We start from the raw sequence: 18,027 nt of genomic DNA on the forward strand, positions 1-18,027 counted from the left end.
CGGGCCGGGGAGGGCGGGGGCGAGGGCCGGGCGGGGCCCCGCGGGACCGTGCCCGTGCACGGCGGAACCGCCTGTCAGCGGGGTCACGACGTCACCTGCCTGGATCGGGGGTGGACTGCTGCGGGGGCTGGGGTGACCCGGCCGGGGCGGACGGGCCCCCCGCCGCGGGGGGCGGGGAGGCCGGGGAGCCGGACGGCGCGGGAGCCGGGCCGCCCGACGGCGCGGGTGCCTGGCCCGGGGAGGCCGGGGCGCCGGAGGGGGCGGGGTTCTGGACCGGGGGGACCTGCGCGGAGGGCGGCGGGGACGGCGGCGGCGGGGCCTCGGCCGTCGAGACGGTGCCCGCGACCTTGCCGTCCGGGCCGATGAAGACGGGGCTGCCGCCGGGCACCAGGCCCAGCTCGTGGGCCCGCCGCTGGAGGGCGTCGGGGGCCGAGTACCCGTCGACGTCGCGCTGGAGGGCCTGCTCCTCGTCCGTCAGCGCGGTGGTCTCCTTCTTCAGGTTGCTCAGCTGGAAGGATCCCTCGTTCAGCGCGGAGTTCAGCAGCAGCAGGCTGATCAGCCCGCCGCCGAGGAGGGCCACGACCAGCAGCACGAACGGCATCCGCGCCGCCTGCCCCGGCGGGCCGCCGCCGGCGGGCCGCGCGGCCGGGCCGCTGCCGAGCGCCCGGCCGATGCGGGCCGCCTGCCCGCGGGTCAGCGTGGCCACCTTGCCGGCCGCCTTGCCGCCCCCGGAGCGGCCCGCCGGGCTCACAGCCGCGCCTCGCGGATGCGCTCGACGCCGCGGAACCGGGCCGGGGCCGCCCGCCGGTTCTCGGCGATCTCCTCCTCGGTGGGCAGCTCCGCGCCGCGCGTCAGCAGCTTCAGCTTCGGCTGGTACTTCTCCGGCACCACCGGCAGTCCGGGCGGCGCGGTGGAGGCCGCGCCCGCCGCGAAGACCTGCTTGACCAGCCGGTCCTCCAGCGAGTGGTACGAGAGCACCGCGATCCGGCCGCCGACCGCGATCCGGTCCACCGCCGCCGGAATGGCCCGCTCCAGGCCGGACAGCTCGCCGTTGACCTCGATGCGCAGGGCCTGGAAGGTCCGTTTGGCGGGGTTGCCGCCGGTGCGCTTGGCGGCCTGCGGGAGCGCGTCGCGGATCAGCTCGACGAGGCGGGCGCTGTTGCTGAAGGGCTCCTTCTCCCGCTCGCGGACGACCGCGGAGACGATCCGTTTGGCCTGCTTCTCCTCGCCGTACTGGCGCAGGATCCGCACCAGCTCGCCCGGGGCGTAGGTGTTGAGCACCTCGGCGGCGCTGATGCCCGTCGTCTGGTCCATGCGCATGTCGAGCGGGGCGTCCTGCGCGTACGCGAACCCGCGGTCGGCCTCGTCGAGCTGCATGGAGGAGACGCCCAGGTCGAAGAGGATGCCCTGGACGGCGGGGATCCGCAGGCCGTCCAGCACCTCGGCCAGGTCGGCGTAGATCGCGTGGACGAGGGTGGCCCGGTCTCCGAAGGGCGCGAGGCGCTCGCCGGAGAGCCGCAGGGCCTCCTTGTCGCGGTCGAGGCCGATCAGGTGCGCCTCGGGGAACCGGGTCAGCAGGGCCTCGCTGTGGCCGCCGAGGCCGAGGGTGCAGTCGACGACGACGGCCCCCGGCCTCTCCAGCGCCGGGGCCAACAGGTCCAGGCACCGCTGGAGCATCACCGGGACATGTCGGGACTCGCTAGTCAAAGCGCCCTCTCAGATAACGGCGCGGCAGGCGTACGCCGCGCCGCGCACGCGGAGTTTTACCAGGGGGCCGGGCGGCCGGTGAGGGCCGGGCTCCGGCCGGTTCGCGTCACTTTAGTGCAACGGTCGCCGCGGTCAACGAACCGCCCCGCGCGCGGTGCGCCCCTCTCCCCGTGAACCCGCAAAAGCCGCGAATCACCTGAACGGCGGCCTCCGCCCCACCCCTGTGGGTTAGCTCACAACAAGCCTGGTTGACCTTCTTTGTCCACCCTCTCTCAATGCCTCCACGACGTGTGACCACTAACGTCTTAACCATGACGACTTCCGCATCCCTGCCCGTCACCCCCGCAGCCCAGGCATCCGGCGGCGCCTCCGTCACCGACCGGCTCGTCGAGGCGAACCGGCGGTACGCCTCGGAGTTCACCGATCCCGGTATGGACGCCCGGCCGGTCCTGCACGTGGCCGTCGTCGCCTGCATGGACGCGCGCCTCGACCTGCACGCCGCCCTGGGCCTGGAGCTCGGCGACTGCCACACCATCCGCAACGCCGGCGGGGTGGTCACGGACGACACCATCCGCTCCCTCACCATCAGCCAGCGGGCGCTCGGCACCCGCGCGGTGATACTCATCCACCACACCGGCTGTGGTCTCGAAAGCCTGACCGAGGACTTCCGGCACGAGCTGGAGGACGAGGTCGGCCAGCGCCCCGCCTGGGCCGTCGAGGCCTTCCGCGACGTGGACCAGGACGTCCGCCAGTCCATGCAGCGGGTCCGCACGAACCCCTTCCTGCCTTTCCGCGACGATGTGCGAGGCTTCGTCTTCGACGTCCACACCGGGCTGCTCCGGGAGATCGATCCCGCCTCTTGAGTGACACGAGGCCGTGACGGCGTCAAGAATGCGGGAAGACGTCCGCCGGAAATCTCCGGGACGGGTGTCCGTGTTTCGGGGTGGGCCGGTTCATGCGCCAACAGCGTCGGCCCTTTGAAAGGGCCGAGGAGAACCAGGTGACCACGTATGACGACCGAGCGAGCCTCGCGGATCTGACCAGCACGGCCGAGCGGATCCGCCACTCGGTCGAGGGCGTGATCGAGGGCAAGCCCGAGGTCGTGCGCCTCGCCCTGACGGTGCTGCTCGCCGAGGGACACCTGCTGATCGAGGACGTCCCCGGCGTGGGCAAGACCATGCTGGCCAAGACGCTCGCCAAGTCCATCGACTGCTCGGTGCAGCGCATCCAGTTCACTCCGGACCTGCTGCCCTCCGACATCACCGGCGTCAGCATCTACGACCAGCAGCGCCGCGAGTTCGAGTTCAAGCCGGGCGCGATCTTCGCTCAGATCGTCATCGGCGACGAGATCAACCGCGCCTCCCCGAAGACCCAGTCGGCGCTGCTGGAGTCGATGGAGGAACGCCAGGTCACCATCGACGGCACCACGTACACCCTGCCCAGCCCGTTCATGGTGGTCGCCACGCAGAACCCGGTGGAGATGGAGGGCACCTACCCGCTCCCCGAGGCCCAGCGCGACCGCTTCATGGCCCGCGTCTCCGTCGGCTACCCCAGCCCCGACGCCGAGCTCCAGATGCTCGACGTGCACGGCGGGCTCTCCCCGCTCGACGACCTGACGGCCGTCGCGCACGCCCACGACATCGTCAAGCTGATCGAGGCGGTCCGCGAGGTGTACGTCGCCGAGCCCGTCCGCCGCTACGTCGTCGACCTCGTCTCCGCGACCCGCAGCCACCCCGACCTGCGCCTGGGCGCCTCGCCCCGCGCCACCCTGCACCTGCTGCGCGCCGTGAAGGCCTCCGCCGCCCTGGCCGGCCGGGACTACGTCCTGCCCGACGACGTGCAGGCGCTCGCCGCCCCCGTCCTCGCGCACCGGCTGCTGCCCACCGCGCAGGCCCAGCTGAACCGGCGCACCGCCGAGCAGGTCGTCCACGACATCCTCCAGCGCACCCCCGTCCCCGCCGCGCACGCCCGCGGCGAGATGCCGCCCGGCGCGGGCATCCGGGGCTTCTGATGAGCGCCGGTGCCCCGCGCGGCGCCGGCGGGCTGCCGAGGGAGACGGGTGGGCTGCGGGCCTCGCTGGCGGGGCTGACCACCCGCGGCCGGTCGTTCCTGGCCGCCGGAGCAGCCGCCGCCGCGTGCGCGTACGTCCTGGGCCAGAGCCAGCTGCTGCGGGTCGGACTGCTGCTGGTCGTGCTCCCCCTGATCTGCGTACTGGCCCTGCACCGCACCCGGCACCGGGTCTCCGGCAGCCGCCGGCTCAGCCCGTCCCGGGTGCCCGCCGGGGGCGAGGCCAGGGTCCAGCTGCGGATGGAGAACGTCTCCCGCGTGCCGACCGGACTGCTCATGCTCCAGGACCGGGTGCCGTACGTGCTGGGGCCCCGGCCCCGGTTCGTACTGGACCGGGTCGAGTCCGGCGGGCGGCGCGAGGTCTCGTACCGGGTCCGGTCCGACCTGCGCGGCCGCTACCCCCTGGGCCCGCTCCAGCTGCGCCTGAGCGACCCCTTCGGGCTGGTCGAGCTGACCCGCTCCTTCAGCGCCTACGACACCCTCACCGTCATCCCCCGCACCGAACCCCTGCCCCCGGTCCGCATGACCGGCGAGGCGAACGGCTACGGCGACGGCACCCGCCGCTCGCTGGCCCTGGCCGGGGACGACGACGTGATCCCGCGCGGCTACCGGCGCGGCGACGACCTGCGCCGGGTGCACTGGCGCTCCACCGCCCGCTACGGCGAGCTGATGGTGCGCCGCGAGGAACAGCCGCAGCGCAGCAAGGCCACCGTGCTGCTGGACACCCGGCACCTCGCCTACGAGGGGGCCGGTCCGGACTCCGCGTTCGAGTGGGCCGTGTCCGCCGCCGCCTCCAGCCTGCTGCACGTGCTCGAACAGGGCTTCTCGGTGCGGCTGCTGACCGACACCGGCGATTCCGCGGGCGGCGGCGAGGGCGGCGGCTTCTCCTCGGGCGGGCAGGAGTCCGCCGAGGCGGCCGGGCTGATGATGGACACCCTCGCGGTCGTCGGCCACTCCGACGGGGCCGGGCTCTCCGCCGCCTACGACGCCCTGCGCGGCGGCGGGTTCGGCTCGTCCGGCGGGGACGGCCTGCTCATCGCGTTCTTCGGCGACCTGGACGAGGTACAGGCCGAGATGGCGGCGCGGATGCGCCAGCGCAGCGGAGGCGCCGTGGCGTTCGTACTGGACTCGGCGACCTGGGCGGGAGCGCCCTCGCGGGTCGAGGAGCGGCTGCGCAGACTGCGGGACGCGGGCTGGACGGCGCTGTCCGTCCCGCCCGGCGCCGCGTTCGGCGAGCTGTGGCGGCAGGCCGGGAACGCTCCCCTCGGCACGGCGACCTCCGGAGGCTGGGGATGAGCGGGCGGGCGCGCGTGACGCTCTTCGCGATGCTGGCGACGCTGCTGACCTCCTGGTCGCTGGCCCCGCTGGTGGAATCGTCCGGCTGGCTGCTCCAGGCCGCGGCGCTGCTCGGCGTGCAGGCGGCCGTGGGGGCCGGGGCGCGGCGGGTGCCGCTGGCCAGGTCGCTGACCGTGGCGGCGCAGCTGCTGGTGTCCCTGCTGATGCTGGCCCTGCTCTTCGCGGGGAAGGCGGAGTCCACCGGGTCCGGGCCGCTGGCCTTCCTCGTCACCGACTTCGGGGCCCTGTTCCAGCAGGGCGTCCGCGACGTCGGCGAGTTCGCGATACCGGCTCCGACGACGGACGGCATCCGGCTGCTGCTGCTGGCCGGGGTGCTGCTGATCGGCCTGCTGGTCGACGTCCTGGCGGTGACGGTGCGCACCGCCGCGGCGGCCGGGCTGCCGCTGCTGGCGCTGTACTCGGTGGCCGCCGGGCTGTCGGCCGGTCAGGGCGGTGCCTGGTTCTCCTTCCTGCTGGCGGGCGGCGGCTACCTGATGCTGCTGCTGTCCGAGGGGCGCGACCGGCTCGCCCAGTGGGGCCGGGTCTTCGGTGCGGCGCCCAGCGGGCGGGTCTCGGCCGCCTCCGGCTACGGGGGCGGCTCGGGCGGCCGGGCCGTCGCCCCGGTCCGCACCGGACGCCGCATCGGCGTGGCCGCGCTGGGCCTGGCGCTGGCCGTGCCGGCCGTGCTGCCGGCGCTGGGCGGCGGGATGCTCGGCGGGGGCGAGGACGGCTCGGGCGGGGGTACGGGCGGGACGATCTCGGCGGTGAACCCGCTGGTCTCGTTGCAGAGCAGCCTGAACGCGCAGGACAACCGGGTCGTCCTGCGGTACCGCACGGACAGCCCCCAGCTGGGCGAGCAGTACCTGCGGATCCTGGCGCTGGACGAGTTCAACGGGGTGAAGTGGGAGGCCTCCGGGCGCCCGCTGACGGACGTCCCGGAGCGGCTGCCGGCCCCGTCGGGGCTGAGCGAGCGGGTCCGCGAGAGCGCGAGCGAGGTCCGTACGACGGTTTCGGCGTCGGACACGTACGCGCAGCGCTACCTGCCGATGCCGTACCCGGCGACGCAGGTGGACATCGGCGGGAAGTGGCGCTTCGAGCCGGCCGGCCGGACCCTCGTCGGGGACCAGCTGGGCAAGGACCGCTTCCAGAACGTGCAGGGCGCGCAGTACACCGTACGGAGCCTGCTGCTGCGGCCCACGGCCCAGCAGCTGCAGAGCGCGCCCGGGCCGAACCCGTTCGTGCAGGCGGAGTACACGAAGCTGCCGGACAACCTGCCGCCGGTGGTGGCGGACACGGCCCGGCGGGTCACCGCGGGGGCGCGGGACGACTACACGCGGGCGGTCAGGCTCCAGGACTTCTTCGCGGTGAACGGCGGCTTCCGCTACGACACGAAGGTGTCCTCCGGTACGGGTTCGCAGGCCATCGCCCGCTTCCTGAACGACAAGGAGGGCTTCTGCGTCCACTTCGCCTTCTCGATGGCGGCGATGTCGCGGACGCTCGGGATCCCGGCGCGGGTCGCGGTCGGTTTCACCCCGGGCGAGAAGCAGTCGGACGGCAGCGTGAACGTCTCGATGCGGGACGCGCACGCCTGGCCGGAGCTGTACTTCGAGGGCATCGGCTGGACCCGGTTCGAGCCGACGCCCCGCGCGGGCATCTCGGTGCCGGACTACAGCCGGACCGAGGCCCCGGCCCCGCAGCCGTCGTCGCCGTCCGCGCTGCCGTCGCAGCCCGTCGCGCAGCCCTCGACGGCGCCGTCGAAGGCGGACGAGTGCCCGCCGGAGCTGAAGAAGCTGGGCGAGTGCGGCGGTCCGGCGCTGAAGCAGGACGCGGCGTCCGGTTCGGGCGGCCTGCCGGTGGGCGCGGTCCTCGGCTGGACCGGCGCGACGCTGGCCGTACTCGGTCTGCTGTTGCTGCCGCTGCTGTGGCGCGGCCGGGTGAGGGCGCGCCGGCTGGGCTCGGGCGAGGTGCTCCTGGCCTGGCGGGAGCTGGGTGACGCCGCCTGGGACGTGGGCGTCCCGCCGGACGGGGCGCTGTCCCCGCGGGGGGCCGCGGCGCGCGTGGTGCTGCTCGGCCGGCTGGAGCCGGAGGCCGCCGAGGCGGTGCACCGGGTCGCGGGCGCGGTGGAGCGGGCACTGTACGCCCCGCCGGGCGCGGACCTGTCGTACCCCGGTCTCACCGGCGACGTGCTGCTGGCCCGGGCGGGCCTGCTGGCGGGTGCCGGGCGGGGCGGGCGGCTGCGGGCCATGCTGCTGCCGCGGTCGGCGGCGCGGGTCTCGTGGGCCGTGTCGGCCCGTTGGGCCGCGCTGTCGGAGCGGGCGGCGGCCGTGTTCGGCCGCATCCGGATCCCGCTGCGCGGGCGGGGCTGAGCGGGCCGGCTCCCGTAGCCGCCGCTCGCGTACGGAAAACGCCGGTGCGTCCGGGCTCGTTCCCCCCGAGCCCCGGCGCACCGGCGTTTCCCGTTGCCGGGTCCCCCGATCCCTGTCGGCCAGGGACCCGGCCCGCTCCGCGGCCCCGTGTCCGCGGTGCGGGCCGAAGGCCCTGTCCGTCGCCCCCCATTCTGCTGTTCTCGCAGGTGGGAGCCCATCCGTACGCGTACTCAATTCGGCGGCTAGGTACGGATACTCAGTTCTACGCCGGCGGCGCCCCCGGTGGGCACCGCCGACCGGGGGTCACCGGCTGCCGCTGACCCGTCCCCGCAGGAGCAGCGACAGGGCCGAGTGGACGTCGTCCAGTGACCGCTCGCTCTGGAAGGACTGCCAGTCCAGTGCGGCCACCAGCACCATGCCGACCATCGCCGCCGCCGTCAGCGGGACGTCGATCTCGGCGCTGAGTTCGCCCCGTTCGACGCCCTCGCGCAGCACCGTCTCGACGACCGCGACCGCTTCCTGGCGGACCACCATGAGGGTGGACTGCCAGGCCCGGTTGGTCCGCCACAGTTCGGCGACGTAGAGCTGGGTGAAGGCGGGGTAGCGGTCGATGAAGACCAGACCCGCGCGGATCATGCCGTCCAGGGCTTCGACGCGGCTGCCGCCGCGCGCCTCGGTCTCCTCGGCCGCGGCCCGGAGCGAGGCGGTGAGCAGCCCCACCCCGTGCCGCAGGAGCTCCTCGAAGAGGTCGGTCTTGCTCGCGAAGTTGTAGTAGACGGTGCCTTTGGCCACGCCCGCCCGCTCCGCGATCTCGTCGACCGTGGTCGCGGAGAATCCCTGTTCGGCGATGAGGGTGACGGCGGCTTCGTAGAGCTTCTGCCGGGTGGCCTGGCGGCGGGCGCCGCCGGTGCCCGTACCGGTGCTGCTGCTTTCCATGGCGCTGATTCTCACAGGTCAACAGCCCCTTACAGGCTCAGTTCCGGGTGCAGCCGGTCCATCGTCCACACCTGCTTGCCGCGGGCGGCGAGCGCGGTGAGGGCCAGGGCCCCGACCGTGAAGGCCACCAGGACCGCGCCGCCCTGCCACACCGGGGTGAGGTCGCCGCCGGTGATCAGGCGGCGCAGGCTCTCGACGACGTACGACATCGGCAGGTAGGGGTGGATGGCGTTGAAGAAGTCCGGGCTGGTCTGAACGGGGTAGGTGCCGCCCGCCGAGGTCAGCTGGAGCATCAGGACGGCGAGGACCAGGATGCGGCCGGCGGCGCCGAACTTGGCGTTGAGCCACTGGACGATCGCCGCGAAGCAGCCGGTGACCAGGAACAGGAAGCCGACGGTCAGGGCCGGGTTCTCCATCTCCAGGCCGAGGCCCGGGGCCCAGTGGAGCACGGACATCAGCAGGCCCACCTGGGCGACGCCGATGCCCAGCACGGGCAGCCAGCCCGCGAGGGCGATCCGCCAGGGCGAGGCGCCGGTGGACAGGGCCCGCTTGTTCATCGGGGCGATCAGCATGTAGGCGACCATCGCGCCGACCCAGAGGGAGAGCGGGATGAAGTACGGGGCGAAGCCGGTGCCGTAGTTGGGCGCCTTGTGCAGGGACTGGTTGGCGAGCTGGATGGGGTCGGCCATGACCTGCGTGCGGGCGTCGCGCGCCTGCTGGTCGTAGTCCGGGATCTTGCCGGCGCCGTCGTGCAGGCCCCCGGCGAGCTCGCCGGAGCCGTCGACGAGCTTGTACATGCCGCCGTCGAGGGTGTGGGCGCCGTCGCCGAGCTTGCCGACGCCCTCGTTGATGGCGCCGGAGCCCTTCGTGGCGCTGCCGATGCCGGTGTGCAGCTGGGCCATGCCGGAGGAGACCTTCTGGGCGCCGCTGTTCAGGGCGTTGACCTTGGTGACGGCCGTGTCGAGGTCGGAGGCGAGGGCCGGTGCCTTGTCGACGAGCTCGCGGGCCTTGTTCTCCAGGTCGGTGAGCTGGCCGCGGAGCTTGTTCACGTCCGTGCCGGCCGCCTGGGCGACGTTGTTGGCGTCCGCGGCGAGCAGGGCGCCCTCGGCGACGCTGTCCTTGACCGCCTTCAGGTCGGGGCAGGAGGCCAGGTGCGGCTCGGCGCCCGGGGCGACGCAGTGGTCGGTGTAGTACTTGTCCATCTTGGTCTGGGCCGTCTTGGTGCCGGTGGCGACCGCGGGGGCCTTCTTCAGGAAGGTGTCCAGGTGGTTCCTGACCACCTTGGCCGAGTCCGCGACGAGCGCGGCGTTGGCGGCCAGGGACTTCGGGTCGCTGACGAACGGCTTGGCCTTGGCGGCGGCGCCGTTGACCTTGTCGGCGAGGGTCTGGGTGCCGGCGGCGAGGTCCTTCGCGCCGGTCTCCAGCTGGCCGGCGGACGTGTTGAGCTTCTTCAGCCCGCCGTTGAGCTCGCCGGTCTTCTCCTTGGCCGTGTCCAGGCCGTCGGCGAGGTCCTTGGCACCCTGCTGGGCCTTGCCCGCGCCGTCCTTGAGCTTGTCGGCGCCGTCGGCGGCCTCGGCGGTCTTGTCGTGCAGGTCGGAGAAGTTGACGAAGATCTTGTCGAGGAAGCCGCGGGAGGCGTTCGTGGACGCGGCGGCGCGGACCTCGGAGAAGACGGTCTTCGAGATCGAGCCGACGATGTAGTTGTTCGCGTCGTTCGTGCGGACCTGGAGGGCGCCGGTGGCGGGGTCCTCGCCGGAGCTGGAGGCGATCTTCGTGCTGAAGTCGGCCGGCATGGTCAGGGACAGGTAGTACTTCCCGTCCTCCAGGCCCTTGGCCGCCTCGGCGGCGCTGACCTCGCGCCAGTCGAAGGTCTTGCTGTTGTGCAGCTTCTTGGTGATCTCGTCGCCGGCCTCGATCCGTTTGCCGTCGACGGTGGCGCCCGTGTCGGCGTTCACGAGGGCGACGGGGACCTTGTCGAGGCGCGCGTACGGGTCCCAGAAGGACCACAGGTACAGGGCTCCGTACAGCAGCGGCAGCAGGAGCAGCGCGACGAGCGCGGCCCGGGGCAGCTTCCCCCGCCCGAACCGCTTCAGCTCAAGCGCGGCCAGCTTCGGAGATCGCATCGTCCGCCCCCTTCGGGTCTTCGTCGGTGGTGCCGGTGGTGCCGGTGGTGGTGGTCGTGGTGGCCGTGGTGGCCGTGGTGGTCGTGGTCGGCTTCCCGGGCTCGGACCCGTCCGGCTCCCCGGCCGGGGTCTCACCCTTGGCCGGGGTATCGGCCTTGGCCGGGGTATCGGCCTTGGCCGGGGTATCGGCCTTGGCCGGGGTATCGGCCTTGGCCGGGGTATCGGCCTTGGCCGGGGTCTTGTCCGCCGTGCGTGCCGGGGTGCCGTCCGTGTCGTTGTCCGGGGCCGGCTTCCCGTCGGCCGCCGCGTCCCGGTCGGACGCGGGGTCGCCGGAGAGGCCCCAGGTGATCTTCGGACCGGCGCCGCCGGCGGCGGGCTTCGCGGACTTGCCCGGCTTCGCGGAGCTGCCCGGCTTCGCGGACTTCGCGGGGATCTCGGCGGGGGTCTCCGCGGCCGCGACCGTGCGCAGGACCGTGACGCCCTCGGGGGCCTCGCTGCACACCGCGAGGACGGTGGTCCCCCGGTCGGCGATGGACCGCAGCAGGGCCCAGACCTCGGTGCGCTCGGCGTCCGAGAGCTTGAGGTCCAGGTCGTCGAGGGCCAGCAGGCGGGGACTGCCCAGCAGGGCGATCGCCACGGACAGCCGTACGGCCTCCAGCCGTTCCAGTTCGCGCACGGAGGTGCGCGGCCCCTTCGGCAGGGTGTCCAGGTCCAGTCCGGTGGCGGTCAGGGCCGCCTCGATCCGGGACGCCACACTGGCACGGCGCTCCCCGCGCGGGCGCAGCAGGGCCCGAACGGGGCCCGTGTAGTGCCGCTGGAGGAGGGCCCCCTCGCGGAGCTGCTCGGCGACGGTGAGCGCCTGGTCGAGGTCGTTGACCCCGGGGACCGGGCCGAGGGCGCAGATCCGGCGGACCGCCGCCATCTTCTTCGGCAGCCGGTGGCGGCCGATCTCGGCGTGGCCCTCGGTGGCCTTCATCCGCCCCGTGAGGGCGAGGAGCAGACAGGTCCGTCCGCTGCCGGAAGGCCCTTCGACCGCGATGAGCGAGCCGGGCGCCGCGTCGATCCCGACGCCCCGGAAGGCCCAGCCGCGCGGGCCCTTGAGTCCGAAGCCCTCGGCCTTGACGGCCGCGCCGTGCGGGCTGTCCACGCCGTCCCCCTTCTATTGAACTGACCGGTCAGTTCAAAAACTATCAGGTGCGGGCCCAAAGGCCGTACATGAGGGGGGCTTTGTGGGGAAAAGAGCAGGTCAAGACGATTGTCAGTGGCGCCCGTCACGATGGAGACGCACGAGCACACCGCCCGTGTACCCGCAACACCGCCGAGCACCACGCAACGACAGGAGGTTCGTCATGGCCACACCGTCCCCGTCCCCTGTCCACCCCGTCCCGCGCAGGTCGGCCGCACCACCGGCCGCCCTGGACCTGCTCGCCAAGGCCCACAGCGGCCTGGCCGAGGCGGCCCAGCTGCCCCGGCCCAACGAGCGGTACGCCACGGCCCACCTCGCGGCCCTGCGCGCCGCCGCGGCCGTGCTCGCCGCGCGCGGGCGGCCCGAGCCGGTGCACCCGCGGCGCAGGCCCCGGATCCGCAGCGCGTGGGAGGTACTGCCGGAGATAGCACCGGAGCTGACGGAGTGGAGCGCCCTGTTCGCCTCGGGCGCGGCGCGCCGGGCGCGGGCCGAGGCGGGGATACGGGACGCGGCGACGGGCCGTCAGGCGGACGACCTGGTGCGGGAGGCGGGCATGTTCCTGCGGCTGGTCGAGCGGATGCTCGCGCTGCAGCCCGTGGTGCAGCCCCTGCCGCAGCCGAGGACACCGGGGCCGGAGCGTCCGGAGGCGGGATGACCTGCCCGGCTGTCCGAGGCAATAGGGTGGGGTGCGCACCGCTCCCCCACCCATACGCGCCGAGGAGTCATCAGCCGTGTCGGACAATTCCCGCCCCCGCGCCTCCCTCCGCACCGCCGTGGTGTGGGAGGTCCTCAAGGAGGCCCTCGACCGCCGGGTGAAGGCGACCGGGCGGGATGTGCTGGACGTACTGGACACCGGCGGCGGCACCGGCAAGTTCGCCGTGCCGGTGGCGCACCTGGGCCACCGGGTGACCGTGGTGGACCCCAGCCCGAACGCGCTGTTCGGGCTGGAGCGCCGCGTCGCCGAGGCCGGTGTCGCCGACCTGGTGCGCGGGGTCCAGGGCGACGCCCAGGGCCTCCTCGACGTCGTCGAGCGGGACGCGTACGACGTCGTCCTCTGCCACGGCGTGCTGGAGTACGTGGACGACCCGGCCGAGGGCGTGGCCAACGCGGTCGCCGCGCTGCGCCCCGGCGGCGTCCTCAGCCTCCTCGGCGCCGGCGTCGGCGGGGCCGTGCTCGCGCGGGCCCTGGCCGGGCACTTCACCGAGGCCCGGACCGCGCTCACCGACCCGGCCGGGCGCTGGGGCGCCGGCGACCCGGTGCCGCGCCGCTTCACCGCCGAACAGCTCGGTGAGCTGGTCGGCGGAGCCGGCCTCTCGGTCGGCGCGGTGCACGGCGTACGGATCTTCGCCGACCTGGTTCCCGGGGTCCTGGTGGACACCGAACCCGGCGCGGTGGAGGCACTGCTGCGTCTGGAGGAGGCCGCCGCCGAGCTGCCCGCCTTCCACGCGGTCGCCACGCAACTGCACGTCCTGGGCGAGAAGCCCGCCTGATCTGCGGGCATGCGCGGGCGGGCTTCTGCCCGCACACCCTCCCATCCGGCGCCGCTCCCCGTATGATCGGAAGCACCGGTCGGCATGGCGGACTGCTCATTGGGGAATAAGCGCCTCAGTGACCGCGCTGGCGACGGTACCGTTTGACGCAGTGCTTCCTTGGCACGGTGGATTTGCAGAATGTGGCGTAGAGGGCGGGTATCACGGGGGCGATTCCCCGCCTATCCTGAAGGGGACCCCTGGTCGCTACCCCCCGCGACCGACGGATGAGGAGGACTCCCGTGCCGCTCTCGGAGCACGAGCAGCGAATGCTCGAGCAGATGGAGCGAGCGCTGTACGCCGAAGACCCCAAGTTCGCGACAGCGCTTGAGGGCAGTGGACTGCGCACGTACACCCGGCGACGGGTCTACCAGGCAGTCGCAGGCATTGTGGTGGGTATCGCGCTCCTCATGACCGGTGTGATCGTGCCGAACGTGCTCTGGATCAGCGTGGTGGGTTTCCTCGTCATGCTGGGATGTACGGTCCTCGTGGTCACCGGTTGGCGCAAGGCACCCAAGCCCGGCGAGCAGCCCGTCTCCGGAAGTGCAGACGGCTCGGCCCGCGGCCGCAGCCGACAGCGTCGGTCGATGATGACCCGGATCGAGGAACGGTGGCAGCGCCGCCGTGACGAACAGGGGCAGTAGCCCCACGAAGACCTCATGACCGAGGGGACGGCCGCCCGACAGCGGCCGTCCCCTCGGCCGTACCCCACCGGTTCCGCCTGCCGGACCACCCGCCCTGCGGCATGATGACCGGGTGAGTGTGCTCCCCCTGGTCTTCACCAGCGGCTGGGCCAGCGGGATCAACGCGTACGCCGTGATCCTCCTGCTCGGCGTCTTCGGCGCGACCGGACTGAGCGACGACGTACCCGCCTCGCTCCAGCGCACCGACGTCCTGATCGCCGCGGCCGTCCTGTTCCTGTGCGAGGCCGTCGCCGACAAGATCCCCTACGTGGACTCCCTGTGGGACTCCGTCCACACCGTGATCCGGCCGCTCGCCGGCGCGGTGGTCGGCGCCCTCCTGGCCGGGCAGAGCGGCTCGCTGTCCGACATCGCCGCCGGCGCGGTCGGCGGTACCACCGCCCTGGCCAGCCACTTCGTCAAGGCCGGCACCCGGATGGCCATCAACACCTCGCCCGAGCCCGTCAGCAACATCGTGATGAGCACCGCCGAGGACCTCGGCGTGGCCGGCATCGTCACCTTCGCCATGTTCAACCCCCAGGCCGCCGCCGTCATCGCGGCCGTCCTGCTGCTCGCCGGCCTGGCCATGCTGTTCTACCTGTGGACCCGGATCCGGCGCTTCCTGCGCCGACGCGCCCAGCGCCGTGAGGAGAAACGGCTCGGCGCCGAAGTCCGCGCCGCCACCGGGACACCACCGGACTGGCCCCCTGACCTCCCTCGATAGGCTCAGCCCCATGGCACGAATTGCGGTGATCGGCGCCGGCATGGGCGCGATGGCGACGGCGGCCCGGCTGGCCGTGGCGGGACACCAGGTGACGGTCCACGAACGCGGACCGGACTACGGCGGCTCCGTCGGCCGCCTCAGGCGCGACGGCTTCGCCTTCGACACCGGCCCCGGACTGCTCCACCTGCCCGCCGTCTACCGGGACCTGTTCGTCAAGACCGGCAAGCGGCCCCTGGAGGACCACGTCGACCTGGTCCAGCTGGACCCGGCCGTCCGGCACGTCCTCGGCGACGGCCCCGCCGCCACCACCGTCACCCTCCCCGGCAACTCGCGCGGCGGGGTCGCCGCCGCCCTCGACGAGGCCTTCGGCCCGGGCGCGGGCTACCGCTGGAACGCCGTGCTGGGCCGCGCCCGCGACACCTGGGACGCCACCCGCCGGCCCCTGCTGGAGGAGCCGCTGCGCCCCGACTGGCAGGTACTGGGCCGCGACCCCTACCCCGCGCTGCGCGGGAGCGGGCTGCTGCGCCGCCGCCCGCCGACCCTGGCCGAGGTGGCCGGGCGCGAGCTGGGCGGCGGGCTCGGCGAACTGCTGACCGGCCGGGTCCGTACGTACGGCATCGATCCGGACACCGCTCCCGCCTCGGCCGCGGCGCTGCCCTACATGGAGCAGACCTTCGGCAGCTGGTACGTCCGGGGCGGCCTGCGCGCCCTGGCCACCGCCGTCCACGAGCGCTGCCTGGAACGGAAGGTGGAGTTCGCCTTCGGCTCCGGCGTACGGGACGTCCTGCGGCGGGACGGCCGGGCCGCCGGGCTTGTCCTCGACGACGGCACCGAGGTGGCCGCCGACCTCGTCGTCTGCGGCATCGACCCGAGGCGGCTGCCGCCCGGCATCCTCGCCCCGGCCCCCGGCGGGGTTCCGGCCCGCGGGGCGGGGGTGCCCAGCCGGGTCACCCTGATGCTCGCCCTGCGCGGGGCCCGCCCGGCCGACGCCGTGCACCGCACCCTGGTCCACCGCGACCCCGCGCACCGGCCCGGAGCCGGCACCGGGCCGGTCACCGTACTGCGCCCCGACGACCCGGCGACCCGGCCCGACGCGGACCACGAGGCCGTCACCGTGAGCGCCGTCTGCGACCCGAGGGCGCCCGAGGGCGTGCCCGGGGTGCAGGAGCTGCTCGGACTCGCCGAGCGGGCGGTACCGGGGCTGCGGGAGAGGCTGCTGTGGCATGAGGTGCGCACCCCGGCGGACGTGGAGGCCGCGACCGGCGCCCTCGACGGCTCCGTGCCCCCGCCCGCCCTCGCCGGGGCCGACGGCCGGCTGCTGTACCCGGCGAACACGGCGGCGCTGCCCGGGCTGTACCTCGCGGGCGGCTGGGCCCACCCGGGCGGCGGGCTCGCGCACGCCGGGATGACCGGGGCCCTGGTGGCCGGGCTGATCGTGGAGGGGGCGGAGTTCCGGGGCTCGCAGTGACCCCCGGCGGTCCGCGTCAGTAGCGGTACTGCTCGTACTCGCCGGTGCCGTTGCCGTTGCCCTGGTTGTTGCCCTGGTTGGCCTGGTTGCCCTGGTACGGGTATCCCTGCTGGGGCTGCTGGCCCTGGCCGTCCTGGTACGGGGGCTGCGCGTCGTTGGCGCGCTGCTGCGGGACCCAGACCCCGCCGGGCGGGGTGTCCGTGGAGTACTGCTGGCCGGGGTCGGCGTACTGGGCGTAGCCCGAGTAGTCGTAGGGCGGCGGCGGGGCGACGGCGCCGCCGGTGCCGATGTACGGGTCCGAGTAGGCGGCGTAGACCTGCTGGTCGCCGGCCGGGTAGCCGCCGGAGTAGTCGTAGCCCGGCTGGCCCTGCTGCTGGTCGTAGTAGGCCGCGTACTGGTGGGCGTCCTGCTCGGGCGCGGCGTAGGGGGCCTGGCCGTCGCCCTGCCGGGCGGAGAAGCTCTGTATTCCGTACGAGCCGGTGTCCTCGGGGACCGGCTCCGGGGTGAAGACCTGCGTGGAGCCGGCGTCGCGGCCCTCGTCGGCGGCCGTGTCCCGGCCCTCGGAGCCGTACTCCAGGGCCGTCACCTCCAGGCCGGCGTCCGGGCGCGGTTCGCCGCCGCGGCGGCGACGGCTCCGCTCCTGCCGTACGGGCTCCCCGCCCCGGCGCAGCGCCCAGCCGGCGACGAAGCCCTTGCGGAAGGAGAGCGTCACCAGGGTCTGGCCGACGGCGAAGGCGGTCGCGCCGGCGGCGATCACGAGCACCGAGGGCAGCACCACCCCCGCGACCACACCGACGAAGCCGGTGAAGGCGAGCAGGCGCCAGCGCAGCCGGGCCTTGTACTGCATCAGGACCTCGGCAAGCAGCCACAACGCGACGACACCGAACGCGATGTAGAGGACCGTCATTCCCACGCGTGGCCCCTCTCGGTACGGCCGCCCGCACGGGCAGGGGGACGGCCGGTCAGGCCCGCTGGTGCAGGCCCAGGTTCTCGTAGATCTCGAGGGTCGCCGTCGAATTGTTCAGCGTGATGAAGTGCAGTCCGGGTACGCCCTCGGACAGCAGCCGCGCGCAGAACTCCGTGGCGAACTCGATGCCAATGGAGCGTACAGCGGCCGGATCGTCCTTGACCGCGAGCATGCGCTCTTTCACGGCCGCGGGGAAGACCGCGGTGCTCAGTTGCGGCAGCCGGTCGAGCTGCTTGATGCTCACAACAGGCATGACCTCGGGGATGATCGGGGTCTCGCAGCCCGACTTCGCGACGCTGTCGCGCAGCCGCAGATAATTCTCCGGATCGAAGAACATCTGCGTGATCGCGTAGTCCGCGCCCGCGCGGCACTTGTCCACGAAGTGCCGGATGTCCGTGTCCCAGTCCTCCGAGCGCGGGTGCATCTCAGGGAAGGCGGCGACGCCGACGCAGAAGTCGCCGGACTCCTTGAGCAGGCGCACGAGGTCGGCGGCGTACTCCACGCCCTCGGGGTGCTTGACCCACGGGCCCATCGGGTCACCCGGCGGGTCCCCCCGCACGGCGAGCATGTTGCGGATGCCGGCGTCCGCGAACTGGCCGATGACGTGGCGCAGCTCGGCGACCGAGTGGTCGACGGCGGTGAGGTGCGCGACCGGGGTCAAGGTGGTGTCGGCGGCGATCTGCTCGGTGGCGCGCACGGTGCCGCCGCGGGTGGAGCCGCCGGCCCCGTAGGTCACCGAGACGAAGCTCGGGGAGACGCCCTCGATCCGGCGGAGCGCGTTCCAGAGGTTGCGCTCGCCCTTCTCCGTCTTGGGGGCCCAGAACTCGAAGGAGTACGAGCGCCCGGACGCGAGGAGGTCGCGGACCGTGTGTGCACGGTCCGACCAGGTGGAAGCGGTACCAAGGGCCATACGGGCAGGTTAGACGCGGCTCGGCGGAC

16 protein-coding genes are annotated in these 18,027 nt (G+C 73.7%); 9 read left to right on the forward strand and 7 right to left on the reverse strand.

Annotated elements, in window-relative coordinates; translation table 11 throughout:
• Window positions 1–91: 91 nt before the first annotated feature.
• Window positions 92–751, reverse strand: a complete 660-nt coding sequence (gene ftsL / locus AC07B0_RS17010; protein WP_356878821.1) for a cell division protein FtsL — start codon at window positions 749–751, stop codon at window positions 92–94.
• Entirely contained in the window at window positions 748–1,707 is a 960-nt protein-coding gene (rsmH, locus tag AC07B0_RS17015) for a 16S rRNA (cytosine(1402)-N(4))-methyltransferase RsmH (protein ID WP_356878819.1), read from the reverse strand. Before rsmH ends, ftsL begins: the two co-directional genes overlap by 4 nt.
• Window positions 1,708–1,982: 275 nt before the next feature.
• On the opposite strand from rsmH, the gene AC07B0_RS17020 reads away from it, so the two are divergent.
• From AC07B0_RS17020 to AC07B0_RS17035, 4 genes are all read left to right on the forward strand, one after another.
• Window positions 1,983–2,570 (forward strand): beta-class carbonic anhydrase, encoded by a 588-nt coding sequence (locus AC07B0_RS17020; protein WP_469380015.1) that lies wholly within the window; start codon window positions 1,983–1,985, stop codon window positions 2,568–2,570.
• Window positions 2,571–2,707: 137 nt separating this feature from the next.
• Window positions 2,708–3,718, forward strand: a complete 1,011-nt coding sequence (locus tag AC07B0_RS17025) for an AAA family ATPase (RefSeq protein ID WP_356878815.1) — start codon at window positions 2,708–2,710, stop codon at window positions 3,716–3,718.
• A complete protein-coding gene (locus tag AC07B0_RS17030; RefSeq protein WP_478898520.1) occupies window positions 3,718–5,070 on the forward strand; it encodes a DUF58 domain-containing protein in 1,353 nt (450 codons plus the stop codon). Before AC07B0_RS17025 ends, AC07B0_RS17030 begins: the two co-directional genes overlap by 1 nt.
• Window positions 5,067–7,475: a transglutaminase TgpA family protein gene (locus AC07B0_RS17035; protein ID WP_478898521.1), complete on the forward strand. Its 2,409-nt coding sequence runs from the start codon at window positions 5,067–5,069 to the stop codon at window positions 7,473–7,475. Before AC07B0_RS17030 ends, AC07B0_RS17035 begins: the two co-directional genes overlap by 4 nt.
• Window positions 7,476–7,778: 303 nt before the next feature.
• Here AC07B0_RS17035 and AC07B0_RS17040 read toward each other — a convergent pair whose 3' ends face one another.
• From AC07B0_RS17040 to AC07B0_RS17050, 3 genes are read right to left on the reverse strand one after another with little or no spacing between them, the layout of a single operon-like run.
• Window positions 7,779–8,411, reverse strand: a complete 633-nt coding sequence (locus AC07B0_RS17040; protein WP_356878809.1) for a TetR/AcrR family transcriptional regulator — start codon at window positions 8,409–8,411, stop codon at window positions 7,779–7,781.
• Window positions 8,412–8,440: 29 nt separating this feature from the next.
• Complete coding sequence (locus AC07B0_RS17045; protein ID WP_478898522.1) at window positions 8,441–10,534, reverse strand: YhgE/Pip family protein; 2,094 nt, start codon at window positions 10,532–10,534, stop codon at window positions 8,441–8,443.
• The gene (locus AC07B0_RS17050; RefSeq protein WP_478898523.1) at window positions 10,506–11,681 is read right to left on the reverse strand and encodes an ATP-binding cassette domain-containing protein; all 1,176 of its coding nucleotides are present in this window, start codon (window positions 11,679–11,681) and stop codon (window positions 10,506–10,508) included. Before AC07B0_RS17050 ends, AC07B0_RS17045 begins: the two co-directional genes overlap by 29 nt.
• A gap of 202 nt (window positions 11,682–11,883) precedes the next feature.
• On the opposite strand from AC07B0_RS17050, the gene AC07B0_RS17055 reads away from it, so the two are divergent.
• The 5 genes from AC07B0_RS17055 (at window position 11,884) to AC07B0_RS17075 (ending at window position 16,121) form a co-directional block, all read left to right on the forward strand.
• Window positions 11,884–12,375: an SAV_6107 family HEPN domain-containing protein gene (locus AC07B0_RS17055; RefSeq protein WP_469380005.1), complete on the forward strand. Its 492-nt coding sequence runs from the start codon at window positions 11,884–11,886 to the stop codon at window positions 12,373–12,375.
• Window positions 12,376–12,451: 76 nt separating this feature from the next.
• Complete coding sequence (locus tag AC07B0_RS17060) at window positions 12,452–13,210, forward strand: methyltransferase (RefSeq protein ID WP_467291088.1); 759 nt, start codon at window positions 12,452–12,454, stop codon at window positions 13,208–13,210.
• Between the two features lie 281 nt (window positions 13,211–13,491).
• Complete coding sequence (locus AC07B0_RS17065) at window positions 13,492–13,893, forward strand: DUF3040 domain-containing protein (protein ID WP_356878801.1); 402 nt, start codon at window positions 13,492–13,494, stop codon at window positions 13,891–13,893.
• Window positions 13,894–14,005: 112 nt separating this feature from the next.
• Complete coding sequence (locus AC07B0_RS17070) at window positions 14,006–14,653, forward strand: DUF4126 domain-containing protein (RefSeq protein ID WP_356878799.1); 648 nt, start codon at window positions 14,006–14,008, stop codon at window positions 14,651–14,653.
• A gap of 10 nt (window positions 14,654–14,663) precedes the next feature.
• On the forward strand, window positions 14,664–16,121 hold the full coding sequence (locus AC07B0_RS17075; RefSeq protein WP_469380002.1) for a phytoene desaturase family protein: 1,458 nt from the start codon (window positions 14,664–14,666) through the stop codon (window positions 16,119–16,121).
• A 16-nt stretch (window positions 16,122–16,137) separates the two neighbouring features.
• Here the strand turns inward: AC07B0_RS17075 and AC07B0_RS17080 are convergent, their stop codons facing one another.
• Both AC07B0_RS17080 and metF read right to left on the reverse strand, forming a co-directional pair.
• Complete coding sequence (locus AC07B0_RS17080) at window positions 16,138–17,034, reverse strand: hypothetical protein (RefSeq protein WP_469380000.1); 897 nt, start codon at window positions 17,032–17,034, stop codon at window positions 16,138–16,140.
• A 49-nt stretch (window positions 17,035–17,083) separates the two neighbouring features.
• On the reverse strand, window positions 17,084–17,998 hold the full coding sequence (gene metF, locus AC07B0_RS17085; protein WP_356878793.1) for a methylenetetrahydrofolate reductase [NAD(P)H]: 915 nt from the start codon (window positions 17,996–17,998) through the stop codon (window positions 17,084–17,086).
• Window positions 17,999–18,027 lie beyond the last annotated feature (29 nt).

This window comes from Streptomyces sp. NPDC044704 (assembly GCF_056433525.1).